Source organism: Duganella sp. BJB1802 (assembly GCF_013369445.1).
Taxonomy (GTDB): domain Bacteria; phylum Pseudomonadota; class Gammaproteobacteria; order Burkholderiales; family Burkholderiaceae_D; genus Rugamonas; species Rugamonas vulcania_A.
The window spans coordinates 69,973-96,897 of sequence record NZ_JABWEF010000012.1 but is presented as its reverse complement, the minus strand read 5'-3'; the positions used below and the strand labels follow the sequence as shown (position 1 = coordinate 96,897).

Sequence of the window (26,925 nt, the reverse complement as noted above, 5' to 3'; positions counted from 1 at the left end):
CAAAGAGTAAGTGGGAAATGCAGGTTCAAGACCGATATTGTACGTCAGCGGCAGGGGCTGCCCGCAATCGCGGCGAAATCAAGATAGTCTACGGTTTTCGCCCCGTTTTACCTGCATTTTGCGGCCGGCACCCACCACGGCGATGACGGCGATTGCAAAAACCACGGTGGGCCATGCGAGCGCCTCGCCCAGCACCAGGGCCGCGCCGAGCAGCGACAGGAAGGGCTGGACCAGCTGCACCTGGCCGACCCGCGCCACGCCGCCCAGCGCCATGCCGCGGTACCAGAAGAAGAATCCGATGAACATCGAGAACACGGAGACGTAGGCGAAGCCGGTCCAGGCGGCGGCGCTGGCCGCGGCCAGCCGGGGGCCGTCCTGCCAGCACAGCCAGCCGACCAGCGGCAGCAGCGCCGGCGCCGAGAGCAGCAGCGCCCAGCAGATGGTTTGCTGTCCGCCCAGCGTCTGCGACAGGCGGCCGCCGGCGGCGTAGCCCATGGCGGCCAGCAGCACGGCCAGGAAGATGGCCAGGTCGGCCGGCTGCAGGCTGCCGCCGCTCTGGCCCAGCGCGAAGCCGATCACCAGCGCCGAGCCCACACTGGCCATGACCCAGAAGCCGGGCGACGGCTTTTCGCCGGCCAGCAGGGCGCCGAAGACGGCGGTGGCCAGCGGCAGGATGCCGACCAGCACGGCGCCGTGGGCGGCCGGCAGGCTGCGCATGGCGATGGAGGTCAGCCAGGGGAAGCCGATGATGCAACCTGCCGCCACCATGGCCAGCGGCGCCAGGGCGGAGCGCGGCGGCAGCGGCGCGCGCTTCCAGGCCAGCCAGCCGGCGGCCAGCGCGGCGGCCACCAGCGCGCGGCCGAGGGCGACGAAGGCGGGCGACAGGCCGTTGCCCGCATCGCCGCCGCCCACGGCCAGGCGGGTGAAGGGGAGCGTCAGGCTGAAGATGGCGACCGCGATCAGGCCGAGCAGCATGCCGGTGGTTTCGTCGCTCAGGCCGGGACGGGTGGCGATGGGGACGGCGGCGGGCGGCGGGGCGCTGTGGGTCATGCGGTCTCCAGGGTTGGTTATGGTTGGTATGGATGTATGCTACGTGACAAAACCAGTACAGTGCCAGTACACTTACGCACATAATTTCTCATACTGTGACGGTAAAATGACCAATACACGCACGCGCACTTCACTTTTGGGCGCCGCCGCGTCGGCCGCGGCGGAGGCGGTGGCCGATGCGCTGGCGGCGGCCGAGGCGCGTTCGGCGGCCAAGGCGGTTTCCGGCCGGGCCGTGGCGGCGGCTGCGCCGGGGCCCGCGGTGGCGGCGGTGGCGCCGACGCCTGCGCCGGCGCGTGCGGCACGGGCGGCCGGCAAGGCGGCGCAGTCCGGGCCTATCGTGGGCCTGCTGTCGCGCGAGTCGGGCGAGACGCTGATCGACCAGATCGTGCGCTCGGTGGCGGCGCGCATCGACGACCGCCTGCTGCGCGGCGGCGCGCGCATGCCGTCGATCCGCGCGTTCGCGGCGGCGCACGGGGTGTCGGCGTTCACGGTGGTGGCCGGCTACGACAAGCTGGTGGCCTCCGGTTATCTGGAGTCGCGCCGGGGCGCGGGCTTTTTCGTGCGCGAGCCGGCGGCGATGGAGCTGAACCTGGCGCAGCGGCGGCCGGGCGGGCGGCGCCGGACCGGCGAGGCGGAACGCGAACACCCGGGCGTGAAGCCGATCGACGTGGTCTGGCTGGTGCGGAACATGTTCCGCCAGATGCCGCACGGGCAGATGCCGGGCACCGGCGTGCTGCCGCCGGACTGGATGGACGGTGTCGCCATCGGCAATGCGCTGCGCGCGGTCAGCCGGCAGAACGCCAACCTGTTGATCGGCTATGGCGTGCCGCAGGGCTTCCTGCCGCTGCGCCAGCAGCTGCAGCTGAAGCTGGCGGAGCTGGAGATCGCCGCCGCGCCGGAGCAGATCGTCACCACGGCCGGCGTGACGCAGGCGCTGGACCTGGTGGCGCGCGAGTTCACGCGGCCCGGCGACACGATCTTCGTCGACGATCCGGCCTGGTTCCTGATGTTCGGCTCCTTCGCGGCGCTGGGCGCCAAGGTGGTGGGCATTCCGCGCCTGGCCGACGGCCCGGACATCGCGCAGCTGGCGGAGCTGGCGGCGCTGCACAAGCCCAAGCTGTACATCATCAATTCGGTACTGCACAACCCCAGTTCGACCTCGCTGTCGGCGGCCAAGGCCTTCCAGGTGCTGCGGCTGGCGGAGGAACACGACTTCGTCATCGTCGAAGACGACATCTATTGCGACCTGCATCCCGGCGCCGCGGTGCAGCCGGCCACGCGGCTGGCGGCGCTGGACCAGCTGCAAAGGGTGATTTACCTGGGCGGCTTTTCGAAGACGATGGCGGCCAACCTGCGGGTGGGCTTCATCGCGACGTCGCCGGAACGTGCCGAGCGCCTGGCCGACCGCAAGATGCTGACCATGCTCACCACCAGCGAGATCGGCGAGCGGGTGGTGTACAAGGTGCTGTCGGAGGGCTCGTTCCGCAAGCATATCGACCGGGTGCGTGCGCGGCTCGACGGCATCCGCGCCAAGACCATCCGCCAGATGGAGCGGGTGGGGCTGAAGGTGGACCTGGTGGCGCCGGCCGGCATGTTCGTGTGGGTCGATGCCGGCTGCGACACCAATGTGCTGACCGAGAAGGCGATGGCGCACAACATGCTGCTGGCGCCGGGCAGCCTGTTCTCGCCCAAGCAGCTGCCGTCGACCCGCATGCGGGTCAATGTGGCGGCCATGCAGGAGCCGGCGGTGTGGCGTTTCCTCGAACGGGAGTTGGGCCGCTCTTGAAATCGCTCTTATAATCCCCACTTTCTTGGAACTTTTGCGTTTTTTGTATCATCCACCACAAGACTATTGAGGCTTTCAAAATGGCAGACACCGATAAGCAAACCCTGGGATTTCAGGCCGAAGTAAAACAGCTGCTGCAGCTGATGATCCATTCGCTGTACTCCAATAAAGAGATTTTCCTGCGCGAGCTGATTTCGAACGCGTCCGACGCGTCCGACAAGCTGCGCTTCGAGGCGATCAACAACGACGCCCTGTACGGCAACGACCATGAACTGAAGATCAAGGTATCGTTCGACAAGGCCGCGCGCACCATCACGATTTCCGACAACGGCATCGGCATGAGCCGCGACGAGGCGATCTCGCACCTGGGCACCATCGCCAAATCGGGCACCAAGGAGTTCTTCGGCAAGCTGTCGGGCGACCAGCAGCAGGACGCGGCCCTGATCGGCCAGTTCGGCGTGGGCTTCTATTCGGGCTTCATCGTGGCCGACAAGATCACCGTCGAAACCCGCCGCGCCGGCGCGCCGGCCTCCGAAGGCGTGCGCTGGGAATCGGCCGGCGAGGGCGATTACTCGGTCGAGCAGATCGAGAAGACCGGCCGCGGCACCGACATCATCCTGCACCTGCGCGAGGGCGAGGACGAGCTGCTGTCGTCGTGGAAGATCAAGTCCATCATCCGCAAGTACTCGGACCACATCTCGCTGCCGATCGTGATGGCGAAGGAGGAGTGGGACGAGGAGAAGAAGGAAACCGTCGTCAAGGACGAGCTGGAAACCATCAACCAGGCCAGCGCGCTGTGGGCCCGCAACAAGGCGGACATCACGCCGGAGCAGTACGAGGAATTCTACAAGCACGTGTCGCACGACTTCCAGGCGCCGCTGACGCACACGCACAACCGCGTGGAAGGCCGCAGCGAGTACACGCAGCTGCTGTACATCCCGGCCAAGGCGCCGTTCGACCTGTGGGACCGCAACAAGCGCGGCGGCATCAAGCTGTATGTCAAGCGCGTGTTCATCATGGACGATGCCGAGCAGCTGATGCCGGCCTACCTGCGCATGGTCAAGGGTGTGATCGATTCGGCCGACCTGCCGCTGAATGTGTCGCGCGAGATCCTGCAGGAGTCGCGCGATGTGAAGGTGATCCGTGACGGCTCGACCAAGCGTGTGATCGGCATGCTGGAGGAGCTGGCGAACGCCGAGGAGCAGGAGAAGAAGGACAAGTACGTCACCTTCTGGAAGGAGTTCGGCCAGGTGCTGAAGGAGGGCATCGGCGAGGACGCGACCAACAAGGACCGTCTGGCCAAGCTGCTGCGCTTCGCGTCGACCGCCAACGACAGCGACGAGCAAAGCGTCTCGCTGGAGCAGTACGTGGCGCGCCTGAAGGAAGGCCAGGACAAGATCTACTACGTCACGGCCGACAACTACGTCGCCGCGAAGAACTCGCCGCACCTGGAAATCTTCCGCAAGAAGGGCGTGGAAGTGTTGCTGCTGACCGACCGCGTGGACGAGTGGATGCTGTCCTTCCTGACCGAGTTCGAAGGCAAGGAGCTGGTGTCGGTGGCCAAGGGCGGCCTGGATCTGGGCGCGCTGGAGGACGAGGCCGAGAAGAAGGAGCACGAGGAGACCGAGACTTCGTACAAGGATTTGGTCGGCAAGATGAAGGAAGCCTTGTCGGACAAGGCCAAGGACGTGCGCGTGACGTTCCGCCTGACCGATTCGCCGGCCTGCCTGGTGGCGGACGAGCATGAGCTGTCGGGCAACCTGCTGCGCATGCTGAAGGCGGCCGGCCAGAGCGCGCCCGAATCCAAGCCCATCCTGGAGATCAACCCGAACCATCCGCTGGTGACGCGCCTGAAGTACGAGGAGGCGGGCAGCGCCTTCAGCGACTGGGCCAACATCCTGTTCGACCAGGCGCTGCTGGCCGAGGGCGGTTCGCTGAGCGATCCGGCCACCTTCGTCAAGCGTCTGAACGAGATGCTGCTGAACGGGGCAAGCAAGTAAGACCTGTCCCGGGAGTTGTGCTATTTTAGGGTTTCATAGGCACACTCCCGGGATGTACATGAATAAGATCCTCTGGGCGCTCACTGGCGCCCTTGTTGTTTCCGCTCCGGCCGTCCTGGCCCAGCTGCCGGCGTCGACGCCGGGCGTGGCGGCCGTTCCCCTTTATCCAGCATTGCCGAGCGAGACGCCGGACGAGTTCAAGGCGCCGTTGGACGGCCTGGACTACGTCAAGCGCAGCGTGATGATACCGATGCGCGACGGCGTCAAGCTCAACACCGTGATCATCGTGCCGCGCAAGGCCAGCCATGCGCCCATCCTGCTGACGCGCACGCCCTACAACGCGGCCGAGCTGACCAGCCACAACGAGAGCTCGCAGATGGAGTCCATGCTGCAGGGCTATGACAACGCGGCCGATGTCATCGCCGAGGGCGGCTACATCCGCGTGGTGCAGGATGTGCGCGGCAAGTACGGCTCCGAGGGCGATTATGTGATGAACCGGCCGCTGAGCGGCAGCGCGCTCAACCCGACGCCGGTCGATCACTCCACCGACACCTGGGACACCATCGACTGGCTGGTCAAGAACATCCCCGAGACCAATGGCAAGGTCGGCATCATCGGCATCTCGTACGACGGCTTCCTGCCGCTGATGGCGCTGGTCCATCCGCATCCGGCGCTGAAGGTGGCGGTGCCGATGAATCCGATGGTGGACGGCTGGCGCGGCGACGACTGGTTCCACAACGGCGCGTTCCGGCAGGTGAATTTGTCGTATGTGCTGGAGCAGGTGGTCACGCGGCGCAACGAGGCCAAGTGGTACACCTCGCATTTCGACGATTACGATACCTTCATGCGCGCCGGTTCGGTGGGCGAGCTGGCACGCCAGCGCGGTGTGGAGCAGAGCGGTTTCTGGTGCAAGATCGTCGCGCATCCCAGCTATGACGCGTTCTGGAGCGGGCAGGCGATGGACAAGATCCTGGCCCGGGAGCCGGTGACGGTGCCGACCATGCTGGTGCACAGCCTGTGGGATGCCGAGGATATCTATGGCGCGATCGCGGTGTACAAGGCGATCAAGCCGCATGACCAGGACAACAAGGTGTTTCTGGTGATGGGGCCGTGGAATCATGGCGGCGGCATCGGCGACGGCAGTCATCTGGGGCCGCTGCGCTTCAACAGCGATACGGCGCTGCACTTCAGGCAGGAGATTTTGCGGCCTTTCCTGGACCGCTACCTGAAGGACGACGCGCCGCCCGCGCAGATCGCACCGGTGACGGCGTTCGAGACGGGCAGCAACAAGTGGCGTTCGCTGAACAGCTGGCCGAGCGGCTGCGTCAGCGGCTGCGCGATCGCGCCGGCCACGCTGAGGCTGGCGGCCGGCGGCAAGCTGCGGCTGACCAGCGAGGCGTCCCGGCCGGCCTCGGCGCCGGCGCAGCGGGCGGCGTTCGACGAGTATGTGTCCGATCCGGCCAAACCGGTGCCGTACCGCGCGCGGCCGATCGCGCCGTATGGCTACGACGAGGCCAAGGGCCAGACCTGGCCGCGCTGGCTGGTGGACGACCAGCGCGAGGCGTCCGGCCGCACCGATGTGCTGAGCTATACGACGGACGTGCTGACGGCGCCGGTGAAGATCAGCGGCGAACCGGTGGCGCACCTGCTGGCGGCCACCAGCGGCAGCGACGCGGACTGGGTCGTCAAGCTGATCGACGTCTATCCGGACCAGGTGGCGGCGCAGCCGGAGATGGGCGGCTACCAGTTGATGGTGTCGGCCGATATCTTCCGGGGGCGCTACCGCGAGAGCCTGGAGACGGCCAAGCCGATCGCCGCCAACACGGCCTTGCCTTACACCTTCGCCATGCCGACCGCCAACCACGTGTTCCTGCCGGGGCACCGCATCATGGTGCAGGTGCAGTCCAGCTGGTTTCCGCTGTACGACCGCAACCCGCAGACCTTCGTGCCGAACATCTTCTACGCCCAGCCGGGCGACTACAAGAAGGCGACCCAGCGCGTCTACCACGACAGCTATGTCGAGCTGCCGCTGGTCGGCGCGGCGCGCTAGTCAGGCCTGCTTGCGGCGGCGCCGCGCCATCAGCAGCACGACCGGCACGCCCAGGCCCAGCATGCCAAGCATGGCGGGCTCGGGCACTGGCGCGGCCGTCAGGAAGCCGCGGATTTCGCCGGCGGGATATTTGCTGGTGTGGATGTTGAGGTAGGCTTCGCCGCTGGCCAGGCCGGCGCCGAAGGCCGCCTCCGCACCGGCCGTGGTGCCGCCGTGGCTGCTGATGAAGACCGGGTTCCAACTGCTGGCCAGCGAGGTGTTGTAGGTGTTGCTGTAGGCGCCGTTCATCACGCCCATGGGGAAGCCGCCGAAGGTGGGCGTTTCCGTGGCGATGCCGGCGGTGCCGGCGTCCGGCGTGGCGGTGCAGCAGTGGATATGCGAGGCCGTGCTGGGGCCGAGCAGGCCGCTGAAGGCCACGTCCACCTGCAGGACGTGGGTGGCGGCGTCGAACGCGACCACCGCCGCGCCGATGCCCGGTGAGGTGTTCGATGGCGATTCCTTCGGGCCGGTGAGGATGGCGGTGTAGGTGGCGGCGCTGGCCGTCGCGGTCATGAGCAGCAGGCCGGCGGCGGCTGCGCAATGGCGGAGATGCTGGTTCATTTTTCTTCCCTCCTTGTGCGTGATGCCTAGTTAGAGGGCCGGCCGGCGCGGGAGTTCCCTCAGCGGTGCACTTTTTCGCAGAAATCGCGCAGCAGGCGTTCGCCGTCGGGCCAGGGGCCGTAGCCGGCGTCGCCGTTGATGTGGCCGGCATTGCCGATCTCGACGTACTCGCTGCCCCAGGCTTGCGCGAACTGGCGGGCGCGCTGCGGGCTGACGTACGGGTCGTCGCCGCTGGCGATCACGATGCTGGGGAAGGGCAGGCGGTCGAGCAGCATGGGCTGGAAGCCGGTGGTGCAGTCGGGGTAGCCGGGGGCATCGGTGTCGCTGGGGGCGACCAGGAAGGCACCGGCGATCTTCAGCGGCGAGCCGGAGGCGGCCCAGCGGCCGACCAGCGAGCAGCTCAGGCTGTGCGCGGCCAGCACCGGCGGGCGTTTGCAGCGGGCGATGGCGGCGTCCAGTTCGGCCACCCATTCGGAGCGGTCGGGCGTGTCCCAGTCGCGGTGCGGGACGCGGACCCAGTCCGGGTGCCGGCCTTCCCAATGCGTTTGCCAGTGGGCGGGGCCGGAGTTCCACAGGCCGGCCAGGGTCAGTACTTCGTAGTCCATGCGCTTTCCTTGCTGGGTAAGATGGTGCTTATCTTACTGCGCCAAGGTGCGCAATATGCGCCGGCGCGGACGTTTTGCGCAAGCGTGGACAAATGCCGGGAATTAAGCCGGAGCAGGGGGATGGGGGGCCTTTTTGCGGGCCTTCGGAAAAACGGTACTGATTCGGCTCTCTGAAACCTTCTGAAATCTGCGGATTCCCGCTGGCGTGGGGACGGCGGAATTTACAGCACGATCCGGATGATTTCAGAAGGTTTCAGAAGGCGGTCTCAGTAGCGTTTACCGAAGGAGCGTGCACACCCACCCCCGGTGTGTATTCTCGCGGCAATCTCAGAGGGCGGTGCGCAGGGAGAACAGTTCGGGGAACAGCACCACGTCCAGCATCTTGCGCAGGTAGCTGACGCCGGCGGTGCCGCCGGTACCGGTCTTGAAGCCGATGATGCGCTCGACCGTGGTGACGTGGCGGAAGCGCCAGAAGCGGAACGCGGTCTCCAGGTCGACCAGCTTTTCGGCCAGCTCGTACAGCGCCCAGTGGCGGCTGGGGTCGCGGTAGACTTCCAGCCACGCGTTCTTGACGGACTCGTCGGCGACGGTCGGCTGGGTCCAGTCGGCGTTCAGGCGCTCGGCGGCGACCGGCAGGCCGTTGCGGGCCAGCAGCTTGATCGCCTCGTCGTAGACCGACGGCTCGCGCAGCGCCTTGTCCAGCACGGCGAACGCGGCGGGCGCGGTGGTGTGGACGTTGAGCAGCGCGGCGTTCTTGTTGCCGAGGATGAACTCGATCTCGCGGTACTGGTAGGACTGGAAGCCCGACGACGCGCCCAGGTAGGGGCGGATGGCCGTGTACTCGGGCGGCGTCATGGTCGCCAGCACGTCCCAGGCGTGCACCAGCTGGTCCATGATGCGGGCCACGCGGGCCAGCATCTTGAAGGCCGGGGCCAGGTCGTCCGATTGCAGGTGGCTGCGCACCGCGTGCATCTCGTGCAGCATCAGCTTCATCCACAGTTCACTGGTCTGGTGCTGGACGATGAACAGCATCTCGTTGTGGTTGGGCGACAGCGGGTGCTGGGCGTTGAGGATCTGGTCCAGGCCCAGGTAGTCGCCGTAGCTCATCGAGTTGCTGAAGTCCATCTGCGCGCCGTGCCATTCGGCGCTGCCGGCGGCGTGCATCGGGCAGCCGCCGGTGCTGGTTTTGGAATCGCTCATATTATTTATCTCGTTTTCAGGTCACGGCGTCGCGCTTGGCGTCGATGTTGTAGTCTTTGCGGTCGAGGATGTCGCGCAGGATCTCCACCGCGTCCCAAACGTCGGCATAGCTGGTGTACAGCGGCGTGAAGCCGAAGCGCATGATGGCCGGCTCGCGGTAGTCGCCGATGACGCCGCGCGCGATCAGCGCCGACATCACCGCGTAGCCGTGTGGATGGGTGAAGCTGACCTGGCTGCCGCGGCGCGCGTGCTCGCGCGGCGTGACCAGGCCCAGCGGGTGAGCGGCGCAGCGCTGCTCGACCAGCATGATGAACAGGTCGGTCAGGGCCAGCGACTTGGCGCGGATGGCGGCCATGCTGGTCTGGCCGAACACGTCCAGGCCGCACTCGACCATCGCCAGCGACACCACCGGCTGCGTGCCGCACAGCGCGCGGCCGATGCCGTCGGTGGGCGCGAAGTCGGGCGCCATGGCGAACGGGGCGGCGTGGCCCCACCAGCCCGACAGCGGCTGGCGGAAGCGCTCCTGGTGCTTGCGCGGCACCCAGATGAAGGCCGGCGCGCCGGGGCCGCCGTTCAGGTATTTATAGGTGCAGCCCACGGCCAGGTCGGCGCCGTCGGCGTTCAGGTCGACCGGCACCGCGCCGGCCGAGTGCGCCAGATCCCAGACGATCAGCGCGCCGGCCGCGTGGGCCAGGGCGCTGGTGGCGCGCATGTCGTGCTGGTAGCCGGTGCGGTAGTTGACGTGGGTGAGCAGGACGACGGCGGTGTCGGCGCCGATGGCGGCCGGCAGTTCCTCGACCGAGTCGACCAGCTTGACGCTGTAGCCGCGCTCCAGCCAGCCGCTCAGGCCCTGGGCCATGTAGATGTCGGTGGGGAAGTTGGAGCGTTCGGTGACGATCACGCGGCGCCCGGCGCGGGCCGGGTCGCCGGCCTGCATGTGCAGCGCGGCGGCCAGCGCCTTGAACAGGTTGACCGAGGTGGTGTCGGTGACCACCACCTCGCCGTCCATGCCGCCGATCAGCGGGGCCAGGCGGTTGCCCAGGCGCTTGGGCAGCTCGAACCAGCCGGCGCTGTTCCAGCTGCGGATCAGGTCATGGCCCCATTCGCGGGCGATCACGTCCTGCGCGCGGGCCAGCGCGGCCTTGGGGCGGGCGCCTAAAGAGTTGCCATCCAGATAAATCACATGGTCGGGCAGGTCGAACTGGTCGCGCAGCGCGGCGAGCGGATCTTGCGCGTCGCGGTCCAGGCAGTCATTGCGAGTTGTCATTATGTAACTTTCTTGCAAGGGTGGTCAAATGCTTTAGGCTTCAATAAGTTGCCAGTGTAACCCGAAAAACCGGCGTCGGACCCCGCGGGTCCGCCCTGGGCCGGCGGGGCGCCCGCAAACCCGCATGGATGCTGGCTTTGCGGCCTTTTTTGAATTATTTTCGATTTTTTTCAAAAAAACCCTAAAGTTCCCCAAAACGCTGCCGTTACCAGATTCATGATGAGCGGAAAAGCGCCATCAGGTTGCAGGAAGCGAGTCGAAAATAGTTCAAAATATTTTCACCGGAACCCTAAAGTTCCTGAAAAAGCTGCCGTAACCGGGTTAGATGTAGCAAAAAAGAGTCGCTGAACCGTTTTATTTTCGCTTCATGACAGGACTTTTTTGAAGATCTTGGACCTTACCAAACCGGCGCCGCAAGGGCGTTGATGAGTGATTCGCGAGTGTTTGTCAGACAAACACCGACGGATCGCGTTCGCTATTTCCCGACGAAAAATACGGAGCCCATCCTCTAACGGTATTTTTGTTGCTCAAGCAGAATGTATCTCACTGGAAACGCAATTGTGTTCCGCAAGTGCAGATAACGGACTAGGAGATGGAAATGACCGCTAACGATATGATGGCTGAAATTCGCGACGCTAACCTGAGCTACCTGATGTTGGCCCAGCAGATGATCCGCGCCGACAAAGTCACCGCGATCTTCCGCCTCGGCATCGCCGCCGAGATCGCCGACCTGATCGAAGGCATGAGCAACGCGCAGATCCTGAAACTGGCAGGCGGCAACATGATGCTGGCCCGCTTCCGCTTCGACGACGGCGCCATCCTGTCGATGCTGACCAACTATAATAAGGACCGTGTGCTGGCCCAGTCGCACGCCGCCATCCTGATGGCCGGCCAGGCCGTCGAAGAAATCGCTTAACCCACGCGCCGGAGCGGATCATGAGCAAGAAAAGCGTAGTGACGGAAGCCCAGGAAATCCAGCTGGCCATCGAACTGATCCAGCTTGGCGCGCGCCTGCAGCTGCTGGAGTCCGAAGTGTCGCTGTCGCGCGAGCGCCTGCTCAAGTTGTACAAGGAACTGAAGGGCGTGTCGCCGCCGAAGGGCATGCTGCCGTTCTCCACCGACTGGTTCCTGACCTGGCAGCCGAACATCCACTCCTCGCTGTTCATCAACATCCACAAATTCCTGACCGAGCACGCCGGCGCCACCGGCATCGAGGCGGTCATGAAAGCCTACAAGCTGTACCTGGAACAAATGCCGCCGGAGGCGGGCGAGGAGCCGCTGCTGTCGCTGACCCGCGCCTGGACCCTGGTGCGCTTCTTCAGCGGCAAGATGCTGGAACTGGCGCCGTGCGGGCGGTGCCAGGGCAAGTTCGTGGTCAACTGCATGGACCTGAACGGCAGCTATGTCTGCGGCCTGTGCCACATGCCCTCGCGCGCCGGCAAGACCAAGAAGGCCCGCGACGCCGACGTCCTGGCCGCGTGAGCCGGCCCGGCCCCGATCCCTACCTGCTGCGCATCGCCCGCGCGCCCGCCGTGCGGGCGCTGCTGATCCAATGCGGCGCCGCGCCGCTGACGCTGGCCATCATTTACGTGATGGCCAGTTGCCGTTTACCGGTCGACTACTGGAGCGTGGCCGCCGTGCAGGGCCTGCTGGCGGCCGGCCTGACCTGGAAACTGGGCCTGGCCGCGTGGTGGCGCGTCATCCAGCTGCTGTTCCCGGCCGCGCTGCTGGCCGCGCTGGCGCTGCGGCTGCCGCCCTGGCTGTTCCTGGCCGCCTTCCTGTTCCTGCTCGGCCTGTACTGGTCGACCTTCCGCACCCAGGTGCCGTACTACCCGTCGCACCCGGCGGTGTGGGATGCGGTACGTCAAATTCTGCCGCCGCCGGCCGACGGCGCGCCGCTGCGGGTGATCGACATCGGCAGCGGCCTGGGCGGGCTGGTGCTGTACCTGGCCCGCCAGCGCCCGGACGCCGAATGCCACGGCATCGAGCTGGCGCCGCTGCCCTGGTTGTATAGCCGACTGCGCGCCGCCATCACCGGCAGCCGCGCCCGCTTCACCTTGGGCGATTACGAAAAGCTGGACTTCGGCCGCTATGGGCTGGTGTTCGCCTACCTGTCGCCGGCCGCCATGCCCGGCCTGTGGCGCAAGGCGGCGGCCGAAATGCGGCCCGGCGCCATGCTGGCCAGCTACGAATTCGCTATCGACGCCCGGGCGCCGGACCGCACCATCCACACCACAGAGGGCGAGGATGCCCTCTACATATGGTACTTTTAAGCATCATTTCGCGTTATTCTCTTGCCCGCTCCCCCCTAGTCACGCTATTGTAGTTCTACATGTAAATTTATTGAAATCGGGCGATTGTTAGGTATGATACCGCCCGTTTTCATACCGGGGAGTCTGGGCACTTGTTAGTCATAATTGGATATGTAGTGGTCTGCGTCGGCGTGTTCGGCGGCTTCGCCATGAATGGCGGGCATCTGGCCGCGCTGCTGCAGCCGCTCGAACTGGTGATGATCGGCGGCGGCGCGCTCGGCGCCTTCCTGGTCGGGAACAACGCCAAGGCCCTGAAAGCCACGCTGGCCGCGATCCCGACCCTGTTCAAGGGTTCGCGCTACACCAAGGACCTGTACATGGAGCTGATGTCGCTGCTGTTCGATGTGCTGTCCAAGGTGCGCAAGGAAGGCCTGATGTCGATCGAGGGCGACATCGACAGCCCCGAGCAGAGCCCGCTGTTCAGCAAGTATCCGAGCGTGCTGGAGGACCACCACATCGTCGAGTTCATGACCGACTACCTGCGGCTGATGGTGTCCGGTAATATGGATGCGTTCCAGATCGAGAACCTGATGGACAACGAGATCGAGACCCACCACCACGAGCACGCCGTGCCGGCGCACGCCATCGCCAAGCTGGGCGACGGCATGCCGGCGTTCGGCATCGTGGCGGCGGTGATGGGCGTGGTGCATACGATGGAATCGGTGGGCCTGCCGCCGGCCGAGCTGGGCATCCTGATCGCGCACGCGCTGGTCGGCACCTTCCTCGGCATCCTGCTGGCCTACGGCTTCGTCGGCCCGCTGGCCAGCCTGCTCGAACAAAAGCTGGACGAATCGACCAAGATGTACCAGTGCGTGAAGGTCACGCTGCTGGCCAGCCTGAACGGCTATGCGCCGGCGCTGGCGGTGGAGTTCGGCCGCAAGGTCCTGTACTCGACCGAGCGCCCCAGCTTCGCCGAGCTGGAGGACCATATCAAGAAATCGAAGTCCAAGTGAGCGCGCGCGTGACAGGCGGCGCCGCGGCAACCATAAGGAAGCATCATGGCTGAAGAGGGCTTGCGGCCGATTATCGTCAAGCGCATCAAGAAGGGCGGCGGCGGCCACCATGGCGGCGCCTGGAAGATCGCGTACGCCGACTTCGTGACGGCGATGATGGCCTTCTTCCTCCTGATGTGGCTGCTCGGCTCGACCACCAAGGGCGACTTGAACGGCATCTCGGAATACTTCAAGACGCCGCTCAAGGTGGCCATGCAGGGCGGCTCGGGCAGCGGCGACAGCTCGTCGGTGATCCCCGGCGGCGGCAAGGATTTGACGCGCCGCGACGGCCAGGTCAAGGCCAGCGACGACCCGCAGATCAAGAAGACGTTCAATTTGACCGCCGCCAAGGCCGCGCTGGAGGCCGAGGAAAACCAGCGCCTCAAGGCGCTCAAGCAAAAGATCGAGGCGCAGATCGAGGCCAACCCGCTGCTCAAGAAATACAAGGACCAGCTGCTGCTCGACATCACCAGCGAGGGCCTGCGGATCCAGATCGTCGACGAGCAGAACCGGCCGATGTTCGCGCTGGCCAAGGCCGAGCTGCAACCGTACACGCGCGAGATCCTGCACGCGATCGGCTTCGTGCTGAACGACGTGCCCAACAAGATCGGCCTGTCCGGCCACACCGACTCGACGCCGTATCTGAGCGACGCCGGCTACAGCAACTGGGAACTGTCGGCCGACCGCGCCAACGCCTCGCGCCGCGAGCTGATCGCCGGCGGCATGGCCGACAACAAGGTGCTGCGGGTGGTGGGGCTGGCCTCGGCCGCCCACCTGGACAAGGCCGACCCGTTCAACCCGATCAACCGCCGCATCAGCATCATCGTAATGAACAAGCGCACCGAGGAAAACGTGATGCGCGACGGCGCCCGCCAGCTGGACGTGGACGCCGAAGACGGCCAGGCGCCGGCGCCGGCGCCCGCGCCGTCCGGCCCGCCGGTGCGCAAATAAAGCAGGTGGAGTGACGAGACTGTTATGACGAGAAAAAAAATCCTGGGCTCCCATGTCAAGCGCCTGCTGTCGGGCGTGTCCGACCATGGGCGCAAGCATCTGACCGAGGTCGAGACCGACCTGATCCAGACCGGCCTGCTGCTGGAGGAAGCCATCGAGAAGTTGTCCTTCAACTTCATGGCCATCCACCAGGCGGTCGAGGCCGAACAAGCCACGATCCGGCTGCTGCTCGACGGCGGCACCGCCACGCCCGAGCAACGGGCCCAGCTCGAGGCGCTGCAGGGCCAGGTGGGCGGCTATGTCAACGCCGCCATCACCAGCCTGCAGTTCCAGGACATGACCAGCCAGCTGCTGGACCGCACCTTGAAGCGCGTGACCGGCCTGCGCGAGTTCCTCGGCACGCTGGGCGCGCACGGCGCCGAGATGCTGCCCGAGAGCGACAACGACGAGATCGTCGCGCTGCTGGGCAAGGTCAGCATGGCGCTGGCGATCCAGAGCCTGGAGTTGCGCAGCGTGCTGCGCAAGGCCGTCAGTCAACAACACCTGGAGAGCGGCGACATCGAACTGTTCTGAACGCCGCGACCTACCGATTGAACTACCCGGACGCCACGTCCCGCATTTAATGAGTGAGAGCAAAGATGGCCAAGACAATACTTGCAGTTGATGATTCCAGTTCCCTGCGCCAGATGGTCGCCTTCAGCCTGAAGGCGGCCGGCTACCTGGTGGTGGAGGCGGTGGACGGTCAGGACGGCCTGGAGAAGGCCAAGCTGCAGGGCGTGGACCTGGTGCTGACCGACCAGAACATGCCGCGCATGGACGGCCTGCAGCTGATCAAGCTGCTGCGCGAGCTGCCGGCCTACCAGAAGACCCCGATCCTGATGCTGACCACCGAATCGTCCGACGAGATGAAAGCCAAGGGCCGCGCCGCCGGCGCCAACGGCTGGCTGGTCAAGCCCTTCGATCCCCAGCGGCTCATCGAGGTGGTGAAGAAGGTCATCGGCTGATAAGGCGCGTGCAATGATGCTGAGCGAAACTTACGGAGTATCCCCATGACCATCGATATAAGCCAGTTCTTCCAGGTCTTTTTCGATGAGGCCGAGGAGCTGCTGGCTGAAATGGAGCGCCTGCTGCTGGCCGTCGACGTCGACCGTCCCGACCCCGAGGACCTCAACGCGATCTTCCGCACCGCCCATTCCGTCAAGGGCGGCGCCTCCACGTTCGGCGTGACCGACATGACCGAGGTCACCCACATCCTCGAGACCCTGCTCGACCGCGTGCGCAAGGGCGAGATGGCGCTGACCTCGGAGCACGTGGACGCCTTCCTGGCGGCCAAGGACATCCTCAAGATGCAGCTGGACGGCCACCGCCACGGCGGCACGGTCGACCAGGACGCGGTGGGCGACGTGCGCATGATGCTGCAGTCGCTGGCGCAGGACGTGCCGCTGACGGCGCTGTCGCCGGTGGCGCCGTCGTTCCACGCGGCCGAGGCCAAGGTGGTCGACCACAGCGGCGGGCGCCGCTACCGGCTCGAGCTGCCGGCCATGGTGCACCGCGAGGTGACCGCGCTGGGCGCCGAGCTGGGCCTGATGGGCCATGTGTCCATCACCCCGCTCGACAAGGACCGCAACGCCATGGTGGTCACCACCCACGAGAGCCTGGACGACATCATCGCCATCTGCTCGTTCGTGCTCAACCCGGACGACATGGTGGTGACCGAGCTGCCGGCGCTGGACGCCCGGCAGGCCGGGCTGGAGCACGCCGAGCGCGCCAGGGTCGAGCAGGACCTGGGCTACGGCTTCTTCGACGAGACCGAGCTGCACCCGGCGCAGGCCGGCGGCGGCGAGGGCTATGGCTTCTTCCAGCCGCTCGAGCAGATCCGCGCCGACGCCCAGGCCGGCAGCGAGGACGCCCAGGGCTACGGCTTCTTCCAGCCGGTCGAGCAGATCCGCGCGGCGGCCGGCATCGTGATCGAGGCGCCGGCCGCACCGCAGCCCGCCGCCGCCGAGGAGGCCAAGAAGGCCGCCAAGAAGGAAGAGAAGGCCGGCGCCGGCCCCGGCGCCGAGTCGTCGTCGATCCGCGTGTCGATCGAGAAGGTCGACCAGCTGATCAACCTGGTGGGCGAGCTGGTCATCACGCAGGCGATGATCGAGCAGCGCGTCGACACGCTGGACCCGATGGTGCACGAGCGCTTGTTGAACAGCGTGAGCCAGCTGACCCGCAACACCCGCGACCTGCAGGAAGCGGTGATGTCGATCCGCATGATGCCGATGGACTTCGTGTTCTCGCGCTTCCCGCGCATGGTGCGCGACCTGGCGGCCAAGCTGGGCAAGAAGGTCGACTTCATCACCAACGGCGCCGCGACCGAGCTCGACAAGGGCCTGATCGAGCGCATCGTCGACCCGCTGACCCACCTGGTGCGCAACTCCATCGACCACGGCATCGAGATGCCCGAGGTGCGCCGCGCCGGCGGCAAGAGCGACGCCGGCCGCCTGTTCCTGTCGGCCTCCCACCAGGGCGGCAACATCATCATCGAGGTGTCGGACGACGGCGGCGGCCTGAACCGGGAGAAGATCCTGGCCAAGGCCCAGCAGAGCGGCCTGCCGCTGGCCGAGAACATGAGCGACGCCGAGGTCTGGCAGCTGATCTTCGCGCCCGGCTTCTCCACCGCCGAGCAGGTGACCGACGTGTCGGGCCGCGGCGTCGGCATGGACGTGGTCAAGCGCAACATCACCGCCATGGGCGGGGTGGTCGACATCCGCTCGGCCAAGGGCTTCGGCACCACCATCTCGATCTCGCTGCCGCTGACGCTGGCGATCCTGGACGGCATGTCGATCCGGGTCGGCGAGGAGGTCTACATCCTGCCGCTGGGCTTTGTGATCGAATCGCTGCAGCCGGCGCCGGAGGACGTCAAGGAAATCTCCGGCAAGGGCCGGGTGGTCAAGGTGCGCGGCGAATACCTGCCGCTGGTGCCGCTGTACCAGATGTTCGGCATCACGCCGCGCTTCACCGACCCCTGCCAGGGCATCGTGGTCATCATCGAGACCGACGGCCGCAAGGCCGGGCTGTTCATCGACGACCTGGTCGGCCAGCAGCAGGTGGTGGTCAAGAACCTGGAATCGAACTACCGCAAGGTGGCCGGCATCTCCGGCGCCACCATTCTGGGCGACGGCGGCGTGTCGCTGATCCTCGACGTGGCCGCCCTGATCCGCTCGTCCCGTCAGCTCGCTGACGAACAGATATTTAGCTAACCCCACCAAGGAAACCATCATGGCAGACGTACTAACCAGCGGGGCCAACGAAATCGCCGGCCACGAATACCTGGCCTTCACGCTCGGTTCGGAGGAATACGGCATCGACATCCTCAAGGTGCAGGAGATCCGCGGCTACGAGACGGTGACCCGGATCGCCAACGCGCCCGAGTTCATCAAGGGCGTGATCAATCTGCGCGGCATCATCATCCCGGTGGTCGACATGCGCATCAAGTTCAAGCTCGGCGAACCGGTGTACGACCAGTTCACCGTGGTCATCATCCTCAACATCAGCGGGCGCATCGTCGGCATGGTGGTGGACTCGGTGTCGGACGTGACCACGCTGACGCCGGAGCAGGTCAAGCCGGCGCCGGAGATGGGCACCGCCTTCAGTTCCGACTACATGATTGGACTGGGCACCATTGATGAGCGTATGCTGATCCTGGTGAACATCGACAAACTGATGTCGAGCGCCGAGATGGGTCTGATGGAACAGCTGGCGGCCTAACCCACGCCCCGGCAAGCAGCCACGGCAGCGCCCAACAGAGTGCGCGCCTATCACCTACACAATAACGGGGTCCGCAGGCAGTACCCGGCGGACAAGCACAGACAGCATAGGGGAGAAAACAACATGAATTTACGCGACTTCAAAATCGGCTCACGGCTGCGCCTTGGCTTCGGCGCCATCCTGGCGATCCTGGTGGTCATGGTCCTGATGACCAATTACCTCAACTACAGCAACAAGGGCAAGCTCACGCGCGGCCTGGAGCTGTCGACCCAGAAGAACCTGCAGGCCGGCGCGATGAAAAGCGCGATGCTGGAAACCGGCATCGCGATGCGCAACATCGGCCTGCAGTCGGACGTCAGCCTGATGCAGAAGGAAGAGCAGAAGGTCAAGGACCAGCGCGCCCGCTACGACAAGGCGCAGGCCGACCTCAAGGCGCTCGGCCTGAACGACAACGAGAAGAAGGCGCTGGCCGACATCGCCGCGCTGGACGTCGACGTCGACAAGGCCTTCAAGGAAGCCATCGGCCAGGTGCTGGCCTTCAACAGCGAGGGCGCGGCCAAGGTCATCTCCGGCCGCATCGATCCGCTCAACCAGCAGACGCTGGCGCTGATCAACAAGCTGGTCGACATGCAGCAGGCCGCCGCGCGCGACGTCATGGACAGCTCCGTCACGGCCGACCGCAGCCTGATGATGATGCTGTTCCTGCTGGGCGCGGTCGCGGTGGCGATCGGCGTGGCCTGCGCGGTGGTGATCACCCGCTCGATCACGGTGCCGCTGTCGGGCGCGGTCGAGGTGGCGCAGAAGGTGGCGGCCGGCGAGCTGACCTCGCAGGTCCACGTCGAGGGCAAGGACGAGACCAGCGAGCTGCTGCAGGCGCTCAAGGACATGAACGACAGCCTGGCCAAGACGGTCGGAGACGTGCGCAGCGGCACCGACCTGATCTCGACCGCCTCGCAGGAGATCGCCTCCGGCAACGCCGACCTGTCGGCCCGCACCGAGTCGCAGGCCAGCTCGCTCGAGGAGACCGCCTCGTCGATGGAGGAACTGACCTCCACCGTCAAGCAGAACGCCGACAACGCGCGCCAGGCCAACCAGCTGGCCGTGACCGCCTCGTCGGTGGCGGAGAAGGGCGGCACCGTGGTGGCGCAGGTGGTCGAGACCATGGGCTCGATCAAGGCCAGCTCCAGCAAGATCGTCGACATCATCGGCGTGATCGACGGCATCGCGTTCCAGACCAACATCCTGGCGCTGAACGCCGCGGTCGAGGCGGCCCGCGCGGGCGAGCAGGGCCGCGGCTTCGCGGTGGTGGCCTCCGAGGTGCGCAACCTGGCGCAACGCTCGGCCGGCGCCGCCAAGGAGATCAAGGAACTGATCGGCGACTCGGTCGACAAGGTCGACGCCGGCAGCAAGCTGGTCGACGAGGCCGGCCAGACCATGGGCCTGATCGTCACCTCGATCCGCCAGGTGGCCGACATCATGGGCGAGATCACCGCCGCCACCCAGGAACAGAGCAACGGCATCGAGGAAGTCAACCAGGCCATCACCCAGATGGACGAGATGACCCAGCAGAACGCCGCGCTGGTGGAGGAGGCCGCCGCGGCGGCCGAGAGCATGCAGGAACAGGCCGAGATGCTGGCCCAGGCGGTCAGCATCTTCAAGCTGACGAACGACCAGGTGCGGCGCGCGGTCCCGGCCGTGCCGGCCCCGCGTCCGGCGCCGGCGGTGAGCGCGCGGCCTGCCGCCAAGCCGGCGCCGCGTCCGGCCGTGGCCGCCAAGCCGGCCGCGCCCAAGAAGCTGGCCTCCGCCGCGCCGGCCGCCGGCGACGAGTGGGAAGAGTTTTAACCGAGCTGTACCACGCCGTTCCCGCCCGCGCGGGAACGGCGGCGGCGTGGGCATTGTTAGTAGTGATAAATAAGAGGTTTAACATATGCCGCATACCAAAGACACCGTCAAAGAGTTTGACTTCAACGCCAAGGACTTCGAACGCGTCCGCGGCCTGATCTACAAGCGGGCCGGCATCTCGCTGGCCGACAGCAAGCAGGAGATGGTGTACAGCCGCCTGGCGCGGCGCCTGCGGGCCACCGGCATCGGCTCCTTCGGCAAGTACCTCGACGACCTCGAGGCCGGCCGCCTGGGCGAGGAGTGGGAATCGTTCACCAACGCCCTGACCACCAACCTGACCTCGTTCTTCCGCGAGGCCCACCACTTCCCGCTGCTGGCCGAGCACATCAAGCACAAGCGCGAACCGATCACCATCTGGTGCTCGGCCAGCTCGACCGGCGAGGAGCCGTATTCGATCGCCATGACCGTGTGCGAGGCGTTCAACACGCTCACCCCCAACTGCCACATCATCGCCACCGACATCGACACCAATGTGCTGGCCACGGCCGCCAACGGCGTCTACGCGATGGACCGGCTGGACAAGATGTCGCCCGAGCGCTCGCGCCGCTTTTTCCTCAAGGGCAAGGGCGACCGCGAGGGCATGGCGCGCGTGCGGCCCGAGCTGCGCAACATGATCACCTTCAAGCAGCTCAATCTGCTGGCCGACAGCTGGCCCATCAGCGGCCCGTTCGACGTGATCTTTTGCCGCAACGTGATGATTTACTTCGACAAGGCCACGCAGCGCAAGATCCTGTCGCGCTTTGTCCCCTTGATGAAACCGGACGCCCTGCTGTTCGCGGGCCACTCGGAGAATTTCCTCTACGTGTCGGAGTCGCTCAAACTACGCGGCAAGACGGTGTACGAGCTGGACGATCAACACCGTGGCGCTGCCCTCAAGGCAACGCAACGCACATGAGAATAAACCATGGACCTCGAACAATTTGCCACGAACGTGTATTACGACAGGACGTTCGACTGTGAAGCCGCCAAGATCCTGCCGGGCGAGTACTACTTCACCAACAAGGACATGTTGATCGTGACCGTGCTGGGCTCGTGCGTGTCGGCCTGCATCCGCGACCGCGTGACCGGCCTGGGCGGCATGAACCACTTCATGCTGCCCGACGGCGGCAGCGACACCAACAGCCCGGTGTCGGCCTCGGCCCGCTACGGCACCTACGCGATGGAGATCCTGATCAACGACCTGCTCAAGGCCGGCGCCAAGCGCGAGAACATGGAGGCCAAGGTGTTCGGCGGCGGCGCCGTGCTCAAGGGCTTCACCGCGATCAACGTCGGCGAGCGCAACGCGGCCTTCGTGCTCAACTTCCTCAAGGTCGAGAAGATCCGCGTGGTGGCCGAGGACTTGAACGACATCCACCCGCGCAAGGTGTACTTCTTCCCGCGCACCGGCAAGGTGCTGGTCAAGAAGCTGATGCAGACCCACAACGACACCCTGGCCAAGCGCGAGATCGAATACGCCAGCCGCCTCAAGGTGGCGCCGGTGGGCGGCGAGATCGACCTGTTTTGATAGTGATAGTGACAGTGGGCCTTTTGCCCGGAAAGTAGCATTTTATTATGAAGATCAAAGTCCTGATCGTCGATGACTCCGCGCTGATCCGCAGCGTGATGAGCGAGATCATCAACAGCCAGCCCGACATGGAAGTGGTGGGCACGGCCCCCGATCCGCTGGTCGCGCGCGAGCTGATCAAGCAGACCAACCCCGACGTGCTCACGCTCGACGTCGAGATGCCCAAGATGGACGGCCTCGACTTCCTGGAAAAACTGATGCGCCTGCGCCCGATGCCGGTGGTGATGGTGTCGTCGCTGACCGAGCGCGGCTCGGAGATCACCATGCGCGCGCTGGAGCTGGGCGCGGTGGACTTCGTCACCAAGCCGAAGATCTCGATCCAGGCCGGCATGCGCGAGTACACCGAGCTGATCACCGACAAGATCCGCGCCGCGTCCAAGGCGCGCGTGCGGGCCCGCACGCTGCCGCAGCCGGGCGCCGAGGCCCAGGGCCAGCTGCCGCAGCTGCGCAATCCGCTGACCTCGTCCGAGAAGCTGATCATCATCGGCGCCTCCACCGGCGGCACCGAGGCGATCCGCGAGTTCCTGATGCAGATGCCGTCCGACTGCCCCGGCATCCTGATCACCCAGCACATGCCGGAGGGCTTCACGCGCTCGTTCGCCAAGCGGCTCGACTCGCTGTGCAAGATCTCGGTGCAGGAGGCGGCCGGCAACGAGCGGGTGCTGCCCGGCCACGCCTACATCGCGCCCGGCCACTCGCACCTGTACCTGACCCGCAGCGGCGCCAACTACATGACCAAGATCGACCAGGCCGAGCCGGTCAACCGCCACCGGCCGTCGGTGGACGTGCTGTTCCGTTCGGCCGCCCAGTGCGCCGGCAAGAACGCGGTCGGCGTGATCCTGACCGGCATGGGCAAGGACGGCGCGGCCGGCATGCTGGAGATGAAGCAGGCCGGGGCGTATAATTTCGCCCAGGACGAGGCCAGCTGCGTGGTGTTCGGCATGCCGCGCGAGGCGATCGCGGTCGGCGCCGCCCATGAAGTGGGGGCCTTGCAGGCGCTGCCGGGCATGGTGCTGGGCTACCTGGCGGCCCACGGCATGCGCGCTTTGCGGGTATAAAAAGCTTTAAATCGTCAAGTGTGACGTTTTACTGCTACTTTGTTCGCCTTAAAGCAACGAAAATGCTATCCTACAACTTGCTGGCAATTGTAGGCACTATTAACAACCGCGTAGAGAAACAACGGAGTAATTCATGGCTGATCCAAAGATGAAATTTTTAGTCGTTGACGATTTTTCGACGATGCGCCGCATCGTCCGGAATCTGTTGAAGGAACTGGGTTATGCCAATGTCGACGAGGCCGAGGACGGCGTGATGGCGCTGGCGAAGCTGCGCGCCGAATCGTTCGACTTCGTCGTGTCAGACTGGAACATGCCGAACATGGACGGCTTGACGATGTTGCAAAACATCCGTGCCGATCCCGCGCTGGCCAAGCTGCCGGTGTTGATGGTGACCGCCGAAGCCAAGAAGGAAAACATCATCGCGGCGGCCCAGGCCGGCGCCAATGGTTACGTGGTCAAGCCGTTCACCGCCGCGACGCTGGATGAAAAGCTGAACAAGATCTTCGAGAAGCTCGGAGCTTGATGATGGTTGAGCAACAAGGCGGCGCCACCGCGGCTGCGGTGGAGCCGAACGAAGAGTTTTTGTCGCGCATCGGTCACATGACGCGCGCCCTGCATGAAAGCCTGCGCGGACTGGGGCTGGATAAATTGATCGAAAAAGCGGCGTCCGACATTCCGGACGCGCGCGACCGGCTCGACTACGTGGCGCGCCTGAGCGAGGACGCGGCGCAGAAGGTGCTCAACGCCACCGACGCGGCCAGTCCCCTGCAGGACCGGATCGCCGGCGACGCGAAGCAGCTGAGCGCCTCGTGGAACGGCCTGCTGGCGGCAGGCGCCTCGGACGAGCAATGGCGCGCGCTGGCGCAGCAGACCGTGGCCGCGCTGGACGGCGCCACCGCCGGCACCTCGCAGACCAAGGCGCATCTGATGGACATCATGATGGCGCAGGATTTCCAGGACTTGACGGGGCAGGTGATCAAGAAGGTCACCTCGATCGCGCAAAACCTGGAGAAGCAGCTGGTGCAGATGCTGATCGACTTCGCGCCTGACCAGATGAAGAAGGAAATCGACAACGGCTTGCTGAACGGACCGCAGATCGATCCGACCCGCGAGAACGTGGTGGCTGACCAGGAGCAGGTGGACGACTTGCTGGATAGTCTGGGCTTCTGATCTGTACCGGCCCGTTCGCCGCGGGCTTCCTCCGAGACGAGCATCATGCATCAGACCAATTTCATCGTCCGTGAGCCGCTGCTCGATCCCAAGCAGCGCGTGGTTGGGTATGAGCTCTGCTGGCAGCAGCAGGGGGCGGCGCCGTCGTCGCCCGCCGCGTTGGAGGCGCTGCTGGACTTCGTTGCCGGCCAGGTGGTCGACGACGACGACAACTGGCTGCTGCGCGACAAAATCCTGTTCCTCGACGCGGTGCCGGCCATGCTGTCGGCCGACGCGCTGCACCGGCTGCCGCCGGAGCGCACCGTCTTGTCCCTCAAAACGGCCGAACTGGCCAATCCCGACACCCTGGCCGCCGTGCAAGGCTTGCGCGCGGGCGGCGTCGGCGTGCTGCTGCGCGAGGCCGACCTGGCCCGCATCGGCAGCCGCCTGCCGACCATCGCCTCGTACGTCGAGGTGCGCTTTTCCGGCGCCGACGTCGGCAGCCAGGCGCGCGCCGACGCCGCGCTCAAGCAGTCGAGCGTGGGCATGGTGGCGCGCCCGGTCAGCAACTGGGCCGACTTCGACGCCTGCGCGGCGCTGGGCCTGAACGCCTTCGTCGGCAAGCTGCACCTGACGCCGCGCCCCAGCACCGACGCCAAGGGCCTGAACCCGGCCCAGACCATCATCATGCAGCTGATGCAGATGGTGCGGCAGAACGCCGACATCGTCCAGCTGGAGGCCGTGCTCAAGCGCGACGCCACGCTGTCGTACAAGCTGCTGCGCTTCATCAACTCGGCCGGCTTCGGCGCCGGGCGCGAGATCCAGTCGCTGCGCCAGGCGCTGACCCTGCTGGGCTACACGCCGCTGTACCGCTGGCTGACCCTGCTGCTGGCCACGGCCAGCACCTCGGGCTATTCGCCGGTGCTGCTGGAGACGGCGGTGGTGCGCGGCCGCCTGGCCGAGCTGCTGGCGCAGGCCGCGCTGGGCAAGGGCGAGGCGGAGAATGTGTTCGTGGCGGGCATGTTCTCGCTGCTGGACCGGCTGCTGGGCATCGCCATGCAGGAGGTGCTGGCCAACATCCAGCTGTCCGACGACGTGGTGGCCGCGCTGCTCACGCGCAGCGGCAAGTACGGGCCGTTCCTGGCGCTGGCCGAGGCGTGCGAGCTCAGTTCCGACCTGGTGGCCTCGCTGGCGGCGTCGCTCAAGCTGGGGCCCGAGGACGTCAACCGCGCCCATCTCTCCGCGCTGGCCTGGGCGCAAAACGTCGCCGCCTGATCCGTCTCAAGCGGCGCGCGTGCGCGCGTTGACAGGGCAGGTTGCGGGGCGGATCATCGGCTTATGAACTCCAATGCCGACAAAGACTATATCGATGCCAAGGTGGAAGGTCTCGACGCCAGGCTGGCTGCCGCCAGCGGGACGAGCGACGCCAAGTTCGGCGCGGTTGATGCCCGCTTCGACGCGGTCAATACCCGCTTCGACGCGGTCAATACCCGGTTCGACGCCACCGATGCCAAGCTGGAATCCATCATCGCGATGATGGTGGAGATGCGTTCGGCGCTGGAGGCGAAAATCGAGAGTGCTTTCCAGCGGGCCACCTCGCAGATGGTCAAATGGATGGTGGGCGTGCTGGCTGCGGGGATCACCATCGTCGTCACGGTGATGACCTTCGTGCTGAACAACGCCATCCCCAAGGCGCAGCCGCCCGCGCCCGTCGCGCCGGCCGCCGCAGCGGTGCCGGCCGTGCTCATCCAGGTCACGCCGCAGGGCCTCACCGTGCAGCCATTGACCCCGGCGGCGCCTGTGGCCCCGCCGGTCAAACCTTAAATTTCCAGATTGTCGATCAGGCGGGTCGAGCCCAGCTTGGCGGCGGCCAGCACCACCAGCGGCGTGCCTTGCGCCAGGTCGCCCGCGCTTGGCGGCTGCAGGTCGATGCGCTTGCGGATCGAGATGTAGTCTGGCTTCCAGCCGCGCTGGGCCAGGTCCTCCATCGCCTTGTGCTCCAGCTGGAACACGTCCAGATGGCCGGCGCGCACCTCGTTGGCGACGAAGTTCAGGCTCTGGTACAGCGCCGGCGCCTCGGCGCGCTCGGCCGGCGACAGGTACATATTGCGCGACGACAGCGCCAGGCCGTCGTCGGCGCGGTAGGTCTCGGCCGCGATGATCTCGGTCGGCAGCGCGAACTGGCGGCTCATGTTACGCACGATCATCAGCTGCTGGTAATCCTTCTTGCCGAACACGGCCACGCGCGGCTGCACGCACGAGAACAGCTTGAGCACCACGGTGGTCACGCCGGTGAAGAAGCCGGGGCGGAACTCGCCCTCCAGCGTGTTGCCCAGGTCGTCCGGCGGGCGCACTCGGAACTCCTGCGGCTCCGGGTACAGGTCCTTCTCGGTCGGCGCGAACAGCACGTACACGCCTTCCTTCTCCAGCTTCTCGACGTCGGCCTGGAAGGTGCGCGGGTATTTGTCGAAGTCCTCGTTCGGGCCGAACTGCAGGCGGTTGACGAAGATCGACGCCACCACCGGGTCGCCGTGCTTGCGCGCCAGGCGCATCAGGGACAGGTGGCCCTCGTGCAGGTTGCCCATGGTCGGGACGAAGGCGGTGCGCAATTGGCCGCTGAGTTGGTCGCGCAGTTCTTCAATGGAAGTGATGATTTTCATGACTAGGTCGCTATGGGCGTAAT

General features: G+C 65.8%; 26 protein-coding genes. 20 read left to right on the top strand and 6 right to left on the bottom strand.

Going from position 1 to position 26,925, the window contains the following annotated elements; genetic code table 11:
* Positions 1-78: 78 nt before the first annotated feature.
* Positions 79-1,050, bottom strand: a complete 972-nt coding sequence (locus tag HUX88_RS19175) for a DMT family transporter (protein ID WP_176362796.1) — start codon at positions 1,048-1,050, stop codon at positions 79-81.
* Between the two features lie 106 nt (positions 1,051-1,156).
* Between HUX88_RS19175 and HUX88_RS19170 the strand changes: the two genes are divergently transcribed.
* The 3 genes from HUX88_RS19170 (at position 1,157) to HUX88_RS19160 (ending at position 6,886) form a co-directional block, all read left to right on the top strand.
* Positions 1,157-2,836: a PLP-dependent aminotransferase family protein gene (locus tag HUX88_RS19170; protein WP_176362795.1), complete on the top strand. Its 1,680-nt coding sequence runs from the start codon at positions 1,157-1,159 to the stop codon at positions 2,834-2,836.
* Positions 2,837-2,916: 80 nt separating this feature from the next.
* Positions 2,917-4,836, top strand: a complete 1,920-nt coding sequence (htpG, locus tag HUX88_RS19165; RefSeq protein WP_176362794.1) for a molecular chaperone HtpG — start codon at positions 2,917-2,919, stop codon at positions 4,834-4,836.
* Positions 4,837-4,894: 58 nt separating this feature from the next.
* Complete coding sequence (locus HUX88_RS19160; protein ID WP_229219419.1) at positions 4,895-6,886, top strand: CocE/NonD family hydrolase; 1,992 nt, start codon at positions 4,895-4,897, stop codon at positions 6,884-6,886.
* Here HUX88_RS19160 and HUX88_RS19155 read toward each other — a convergent pair whose 3' ends face one another.
* The 4 genes from HUX88_RS19155 to kynU all read right to left on the bottom strand — a co-directional run bounded on the left by HUX88_RS19155 (position 6,887) and on the right by kynU (position 10,558).
* Positions 6,887-7,486, bottom strand: a complete 600-nt coding sequence (locus HUX88_RS19155) for a CHRD domain-containing protein (protein ID WP_176362793.1) — start codon at positions 7,484-7,486, stop codon at positions 6,887-6,889.
* Positions 7,487-7,545: 59 nt separating this feature from the next.
* The gene (locus HUX88_RS19150; RefSeq protein ID WP_176362792.1) at positions 7,546-8,091 is read right to left on the bottom strand and encodes an alpha/beta hydrolase; all 546 of its coding nucleotides are present in this window, start codon (positions 8,089-8,091) and stop codon (positions 7,546-7,548) included.
* Between the two features lie 327 nt (positions 8,092-8,418).
* On the bottom strand, positions 8,419-9,291 hold the full coding sequence (kynA, locus tag HUX88_RS19145) for a tryptophan 2,3-dioxygenase (RefSeq protein WP_176362791.1): 873 nt from the start codon (positions 9,289-9,291) through the stop codon (positions 8,419-8,421).
* Between the two features lie 16 nt (positions 9,292-9,307).
* Complete coding sequence (gene kynU, locus HUX88_RS19140) at positions 9,308-10,558, bottom strand: kynureninase (RefSeq protein WP_176362790.1); 1,251 nt, start codon at positions 10,556-10,558, stop codon at positions 9,308-9,310.
* A 598-nt stretch (positions 10,559-11,156) separates the two neighbouring features.
* Here kynU and flhD point away from each other — a divergent pair.
* The 17 genes from flhD to HUX88_RS19055 all read left to right on the top strand — a co-directional run bounded on the left by flhD (position 11,157) and on the right by HUX88_RS19055 (position 26,066).
* Complete coding sequence (gene flhD, locus HUX88_RS19135) at positions 11,157-11,474, top strand: flagellar transcriptional regulator FlhD (RefSeq protein ID WP_117013620.1); 318 nt, start codon at positions 11,157-11,159, stop codon at positions 11,472-11,474.
* Positions 11,475-11,494: 20 nt separating this feature from the next.
* A complete protein-coding gene (gene flhC / locus HUX88_RS19130) occupies positions 11,495-12,040 on the top strand; it encodes a flagellar transcriptional regulator FlhC (RefSeq protein WP_117013621.1) in 546 nt (181 codons plus the stop codon).
* Complete coding sequence (locus HUX88_RS19125; RefSeq protein ID WP_373886812.1) at positions 12,037-12,831, top strand: class I SAM-dependent methyltransferase; 795 nt, start codon at positions 12,037-12,039, stop codon at positions 12,829-12,831. Before flhC ends, HUX88_RS19125 begins: the two co-directional genes overlap by 4 nt.
* A gap of 131 nt (positions 12,832-12,962) precedes the next feature.
* A complete protein-coding gene (motA, locus tag HUX88_RS19120) occupies positions 12,963-13,823 on the top strand; it encodes a flagellar motor stator protein MotA (RefSeq protein WP_117013622.1) in 861 nt (286 codons plus the stop codon).
* A 45-nt stretch (positions 13,824-13,868) separates the two neighbouring features.
* Positions 13,869-14,813, top strand: a complete 945-nt coding sequence (gene motB / locus HUX88_RS19115) for a flagellar motor protein MotB (protein WP_117013623.1) — start codon at positions 13,869-13,871, stop codon at positions 14,811-14,813.
* A 24-nt stretch (positions 14,814-14,837) separates the two neighbouring features.
* Positions 14,838-15,386 carry a chemotaxis protein gene (locus tag HUX88_RS19110; protein WP_117013624.1) on the top strand — a complete coding sequence of 183 codons (549 nt, stop codon included), beginning with the start codon at positions 14,838-14,840 and terminating at the stop codon, positions 15,384-15,386.
* Between the two features lie 65 nt (positions 15,387-15,451).
* On the top strand, positions 15,452-15,817 hold the full coding sequence (locus tag HUX88_RS19105) for a response regulator (protein ID WP_117013625.1): 366 nt from the start codon (positions 15,452-15,454) through the stop codon (positions 15,815-15,817).
* A gap of 45 nt (positions 15,818-15,862) precedes the next feature.
* Positions 15,863-18,061: a chemotaxis protein CheA gene (cheA, locus tag HUX88_RS19100; protein WP_176362789.1), complete on the top strand. Its 2,199-nt coding sequence runs from the start codon at positions 15,863-15,865 to the stop codon at positions 18,059-18,061.
* A 19-nt stretch (positions 18,062-18,080) separates the two neighbouring features.
* Positions 18,081-18,569, top strand: coding sequence for a chemotaxis protein CheW (locus tag HUX88_RS19095; RefSeq protein ID WP_117013627.1), 489 nt, complete (start codon positions 18,081-18,083; stop codon positions 18,567-18,569).
* Positions 18,570-18,692: 123 nt separating this feature from the next.
* A complete protein-coding gene (locus HUX88_RS19090; RefSeq protein WP_176362788.1) occupies positions 18,693-20,411 on the top strand; it encodes a methyl-accepting chemotaxis protein in 1,719 nt (572 codons plus the stop codon).
* An 85-nt stretch (positions 20,412-20,496) separates the two neighbouring features.
* The gene (locus HUX88_RS19085; RefSeq protein ID WP_117013629.1) at positions 20,497-21,366 is read left to right on the top strand and encodes a CheR family methyltransferase; all 870 of its coding nucleotides are present in this window, start codon (positions 20,497-20,499) and stop codon (positions 21,364-21,366) included.
* 9 nt (positions 21,367-21,375) lie between these two features.
* Positions 21,376-21,975, top strand: coding sequence for a chemoreceptor glutamine deamidase CheD (cheD, locus tag HUX88_RS19080; RefSeq protein ID WP_117013630.1), 600 nt, complete (start codon positions 21,376-21,378; stop codon positions 21,973-21,975).
* Between the two features lie 47 nt (positions 21,976-22,022).
* Entirely contained in the window at positions 22,023-23,093 is a 1,071-nt protein-coding gene (locus HUX88_RS19075; protein WP_117013631.1) for a chemotaxis response regulator protein-glutamate methylesterase, read from the top strand.
* Positions 23,094-23,226: 133 nt separating this feature from the next.
* Positions 23,227-23,616: a chemotaxis response regulator CheY gene (gene cheY, locus HUX88_RS19070; protein ID WP_008450066.1), complete on the top strand. Its 390-nt coding sequence runs from the start codon at positions 23,227-23,229 to the stop codon at positions 23,614-23,616.
* Positions 23,616-24,263, top strand: a complete 648-nt coding sequence (gene cheZ / locus HUX88_RS19065) for a protein phosphatase CheZ (protein ID WP_117013632.1) — start codon at positions 23,616-23,618, stop codon at positions 24,261-24,263. Before cheY ends, cheZ begins: the two co-directional genes overlap by 1 nt.
* Positions 24,264-24,308: 45 nt before the next feature.
* Complete coding sequence (locus tag HUX88_RS19060) at positions 24,309-25,517, top strand: EAL and HDOD domain-containing protein (protein WP_176362787.1); 1,209 nt, start codon at positions 24,309-24,311, stop codon at positions 25,515-25,517.
* Positions 25,518-25,580: 63 nt separating this feature from the next.
* A complete protein-coding gene (locus tag HUX88_RS19055; RefSeq protein ID WP_176362786.1) occupies positions 25,581-26,066 on the top strand; it encodes a hypothetical protein in 486 nt (161 codons plus the stop codon).
* On the opposite strand, the gene panC is transcribed toward HUX88_RS19055, so the two are convergent.
* Positions 26,063-26,902 (bottom strand): pantoate--beta-alanine ligase, encoded by an 840-nt coding sequence (gene panC, locus HUX88_RS19050; protein WP_117013635.1) that lies wholly within the window; start codon positions 26,900-26,902, stop codon positions 26,063-26,065. The two genes, HUX88_RS19055 and panC, sit on opposite strands and share 4 nt — an antisense overlap.
* Positions 26,903-26,925 lie beyond the last annotated feature (23 nt).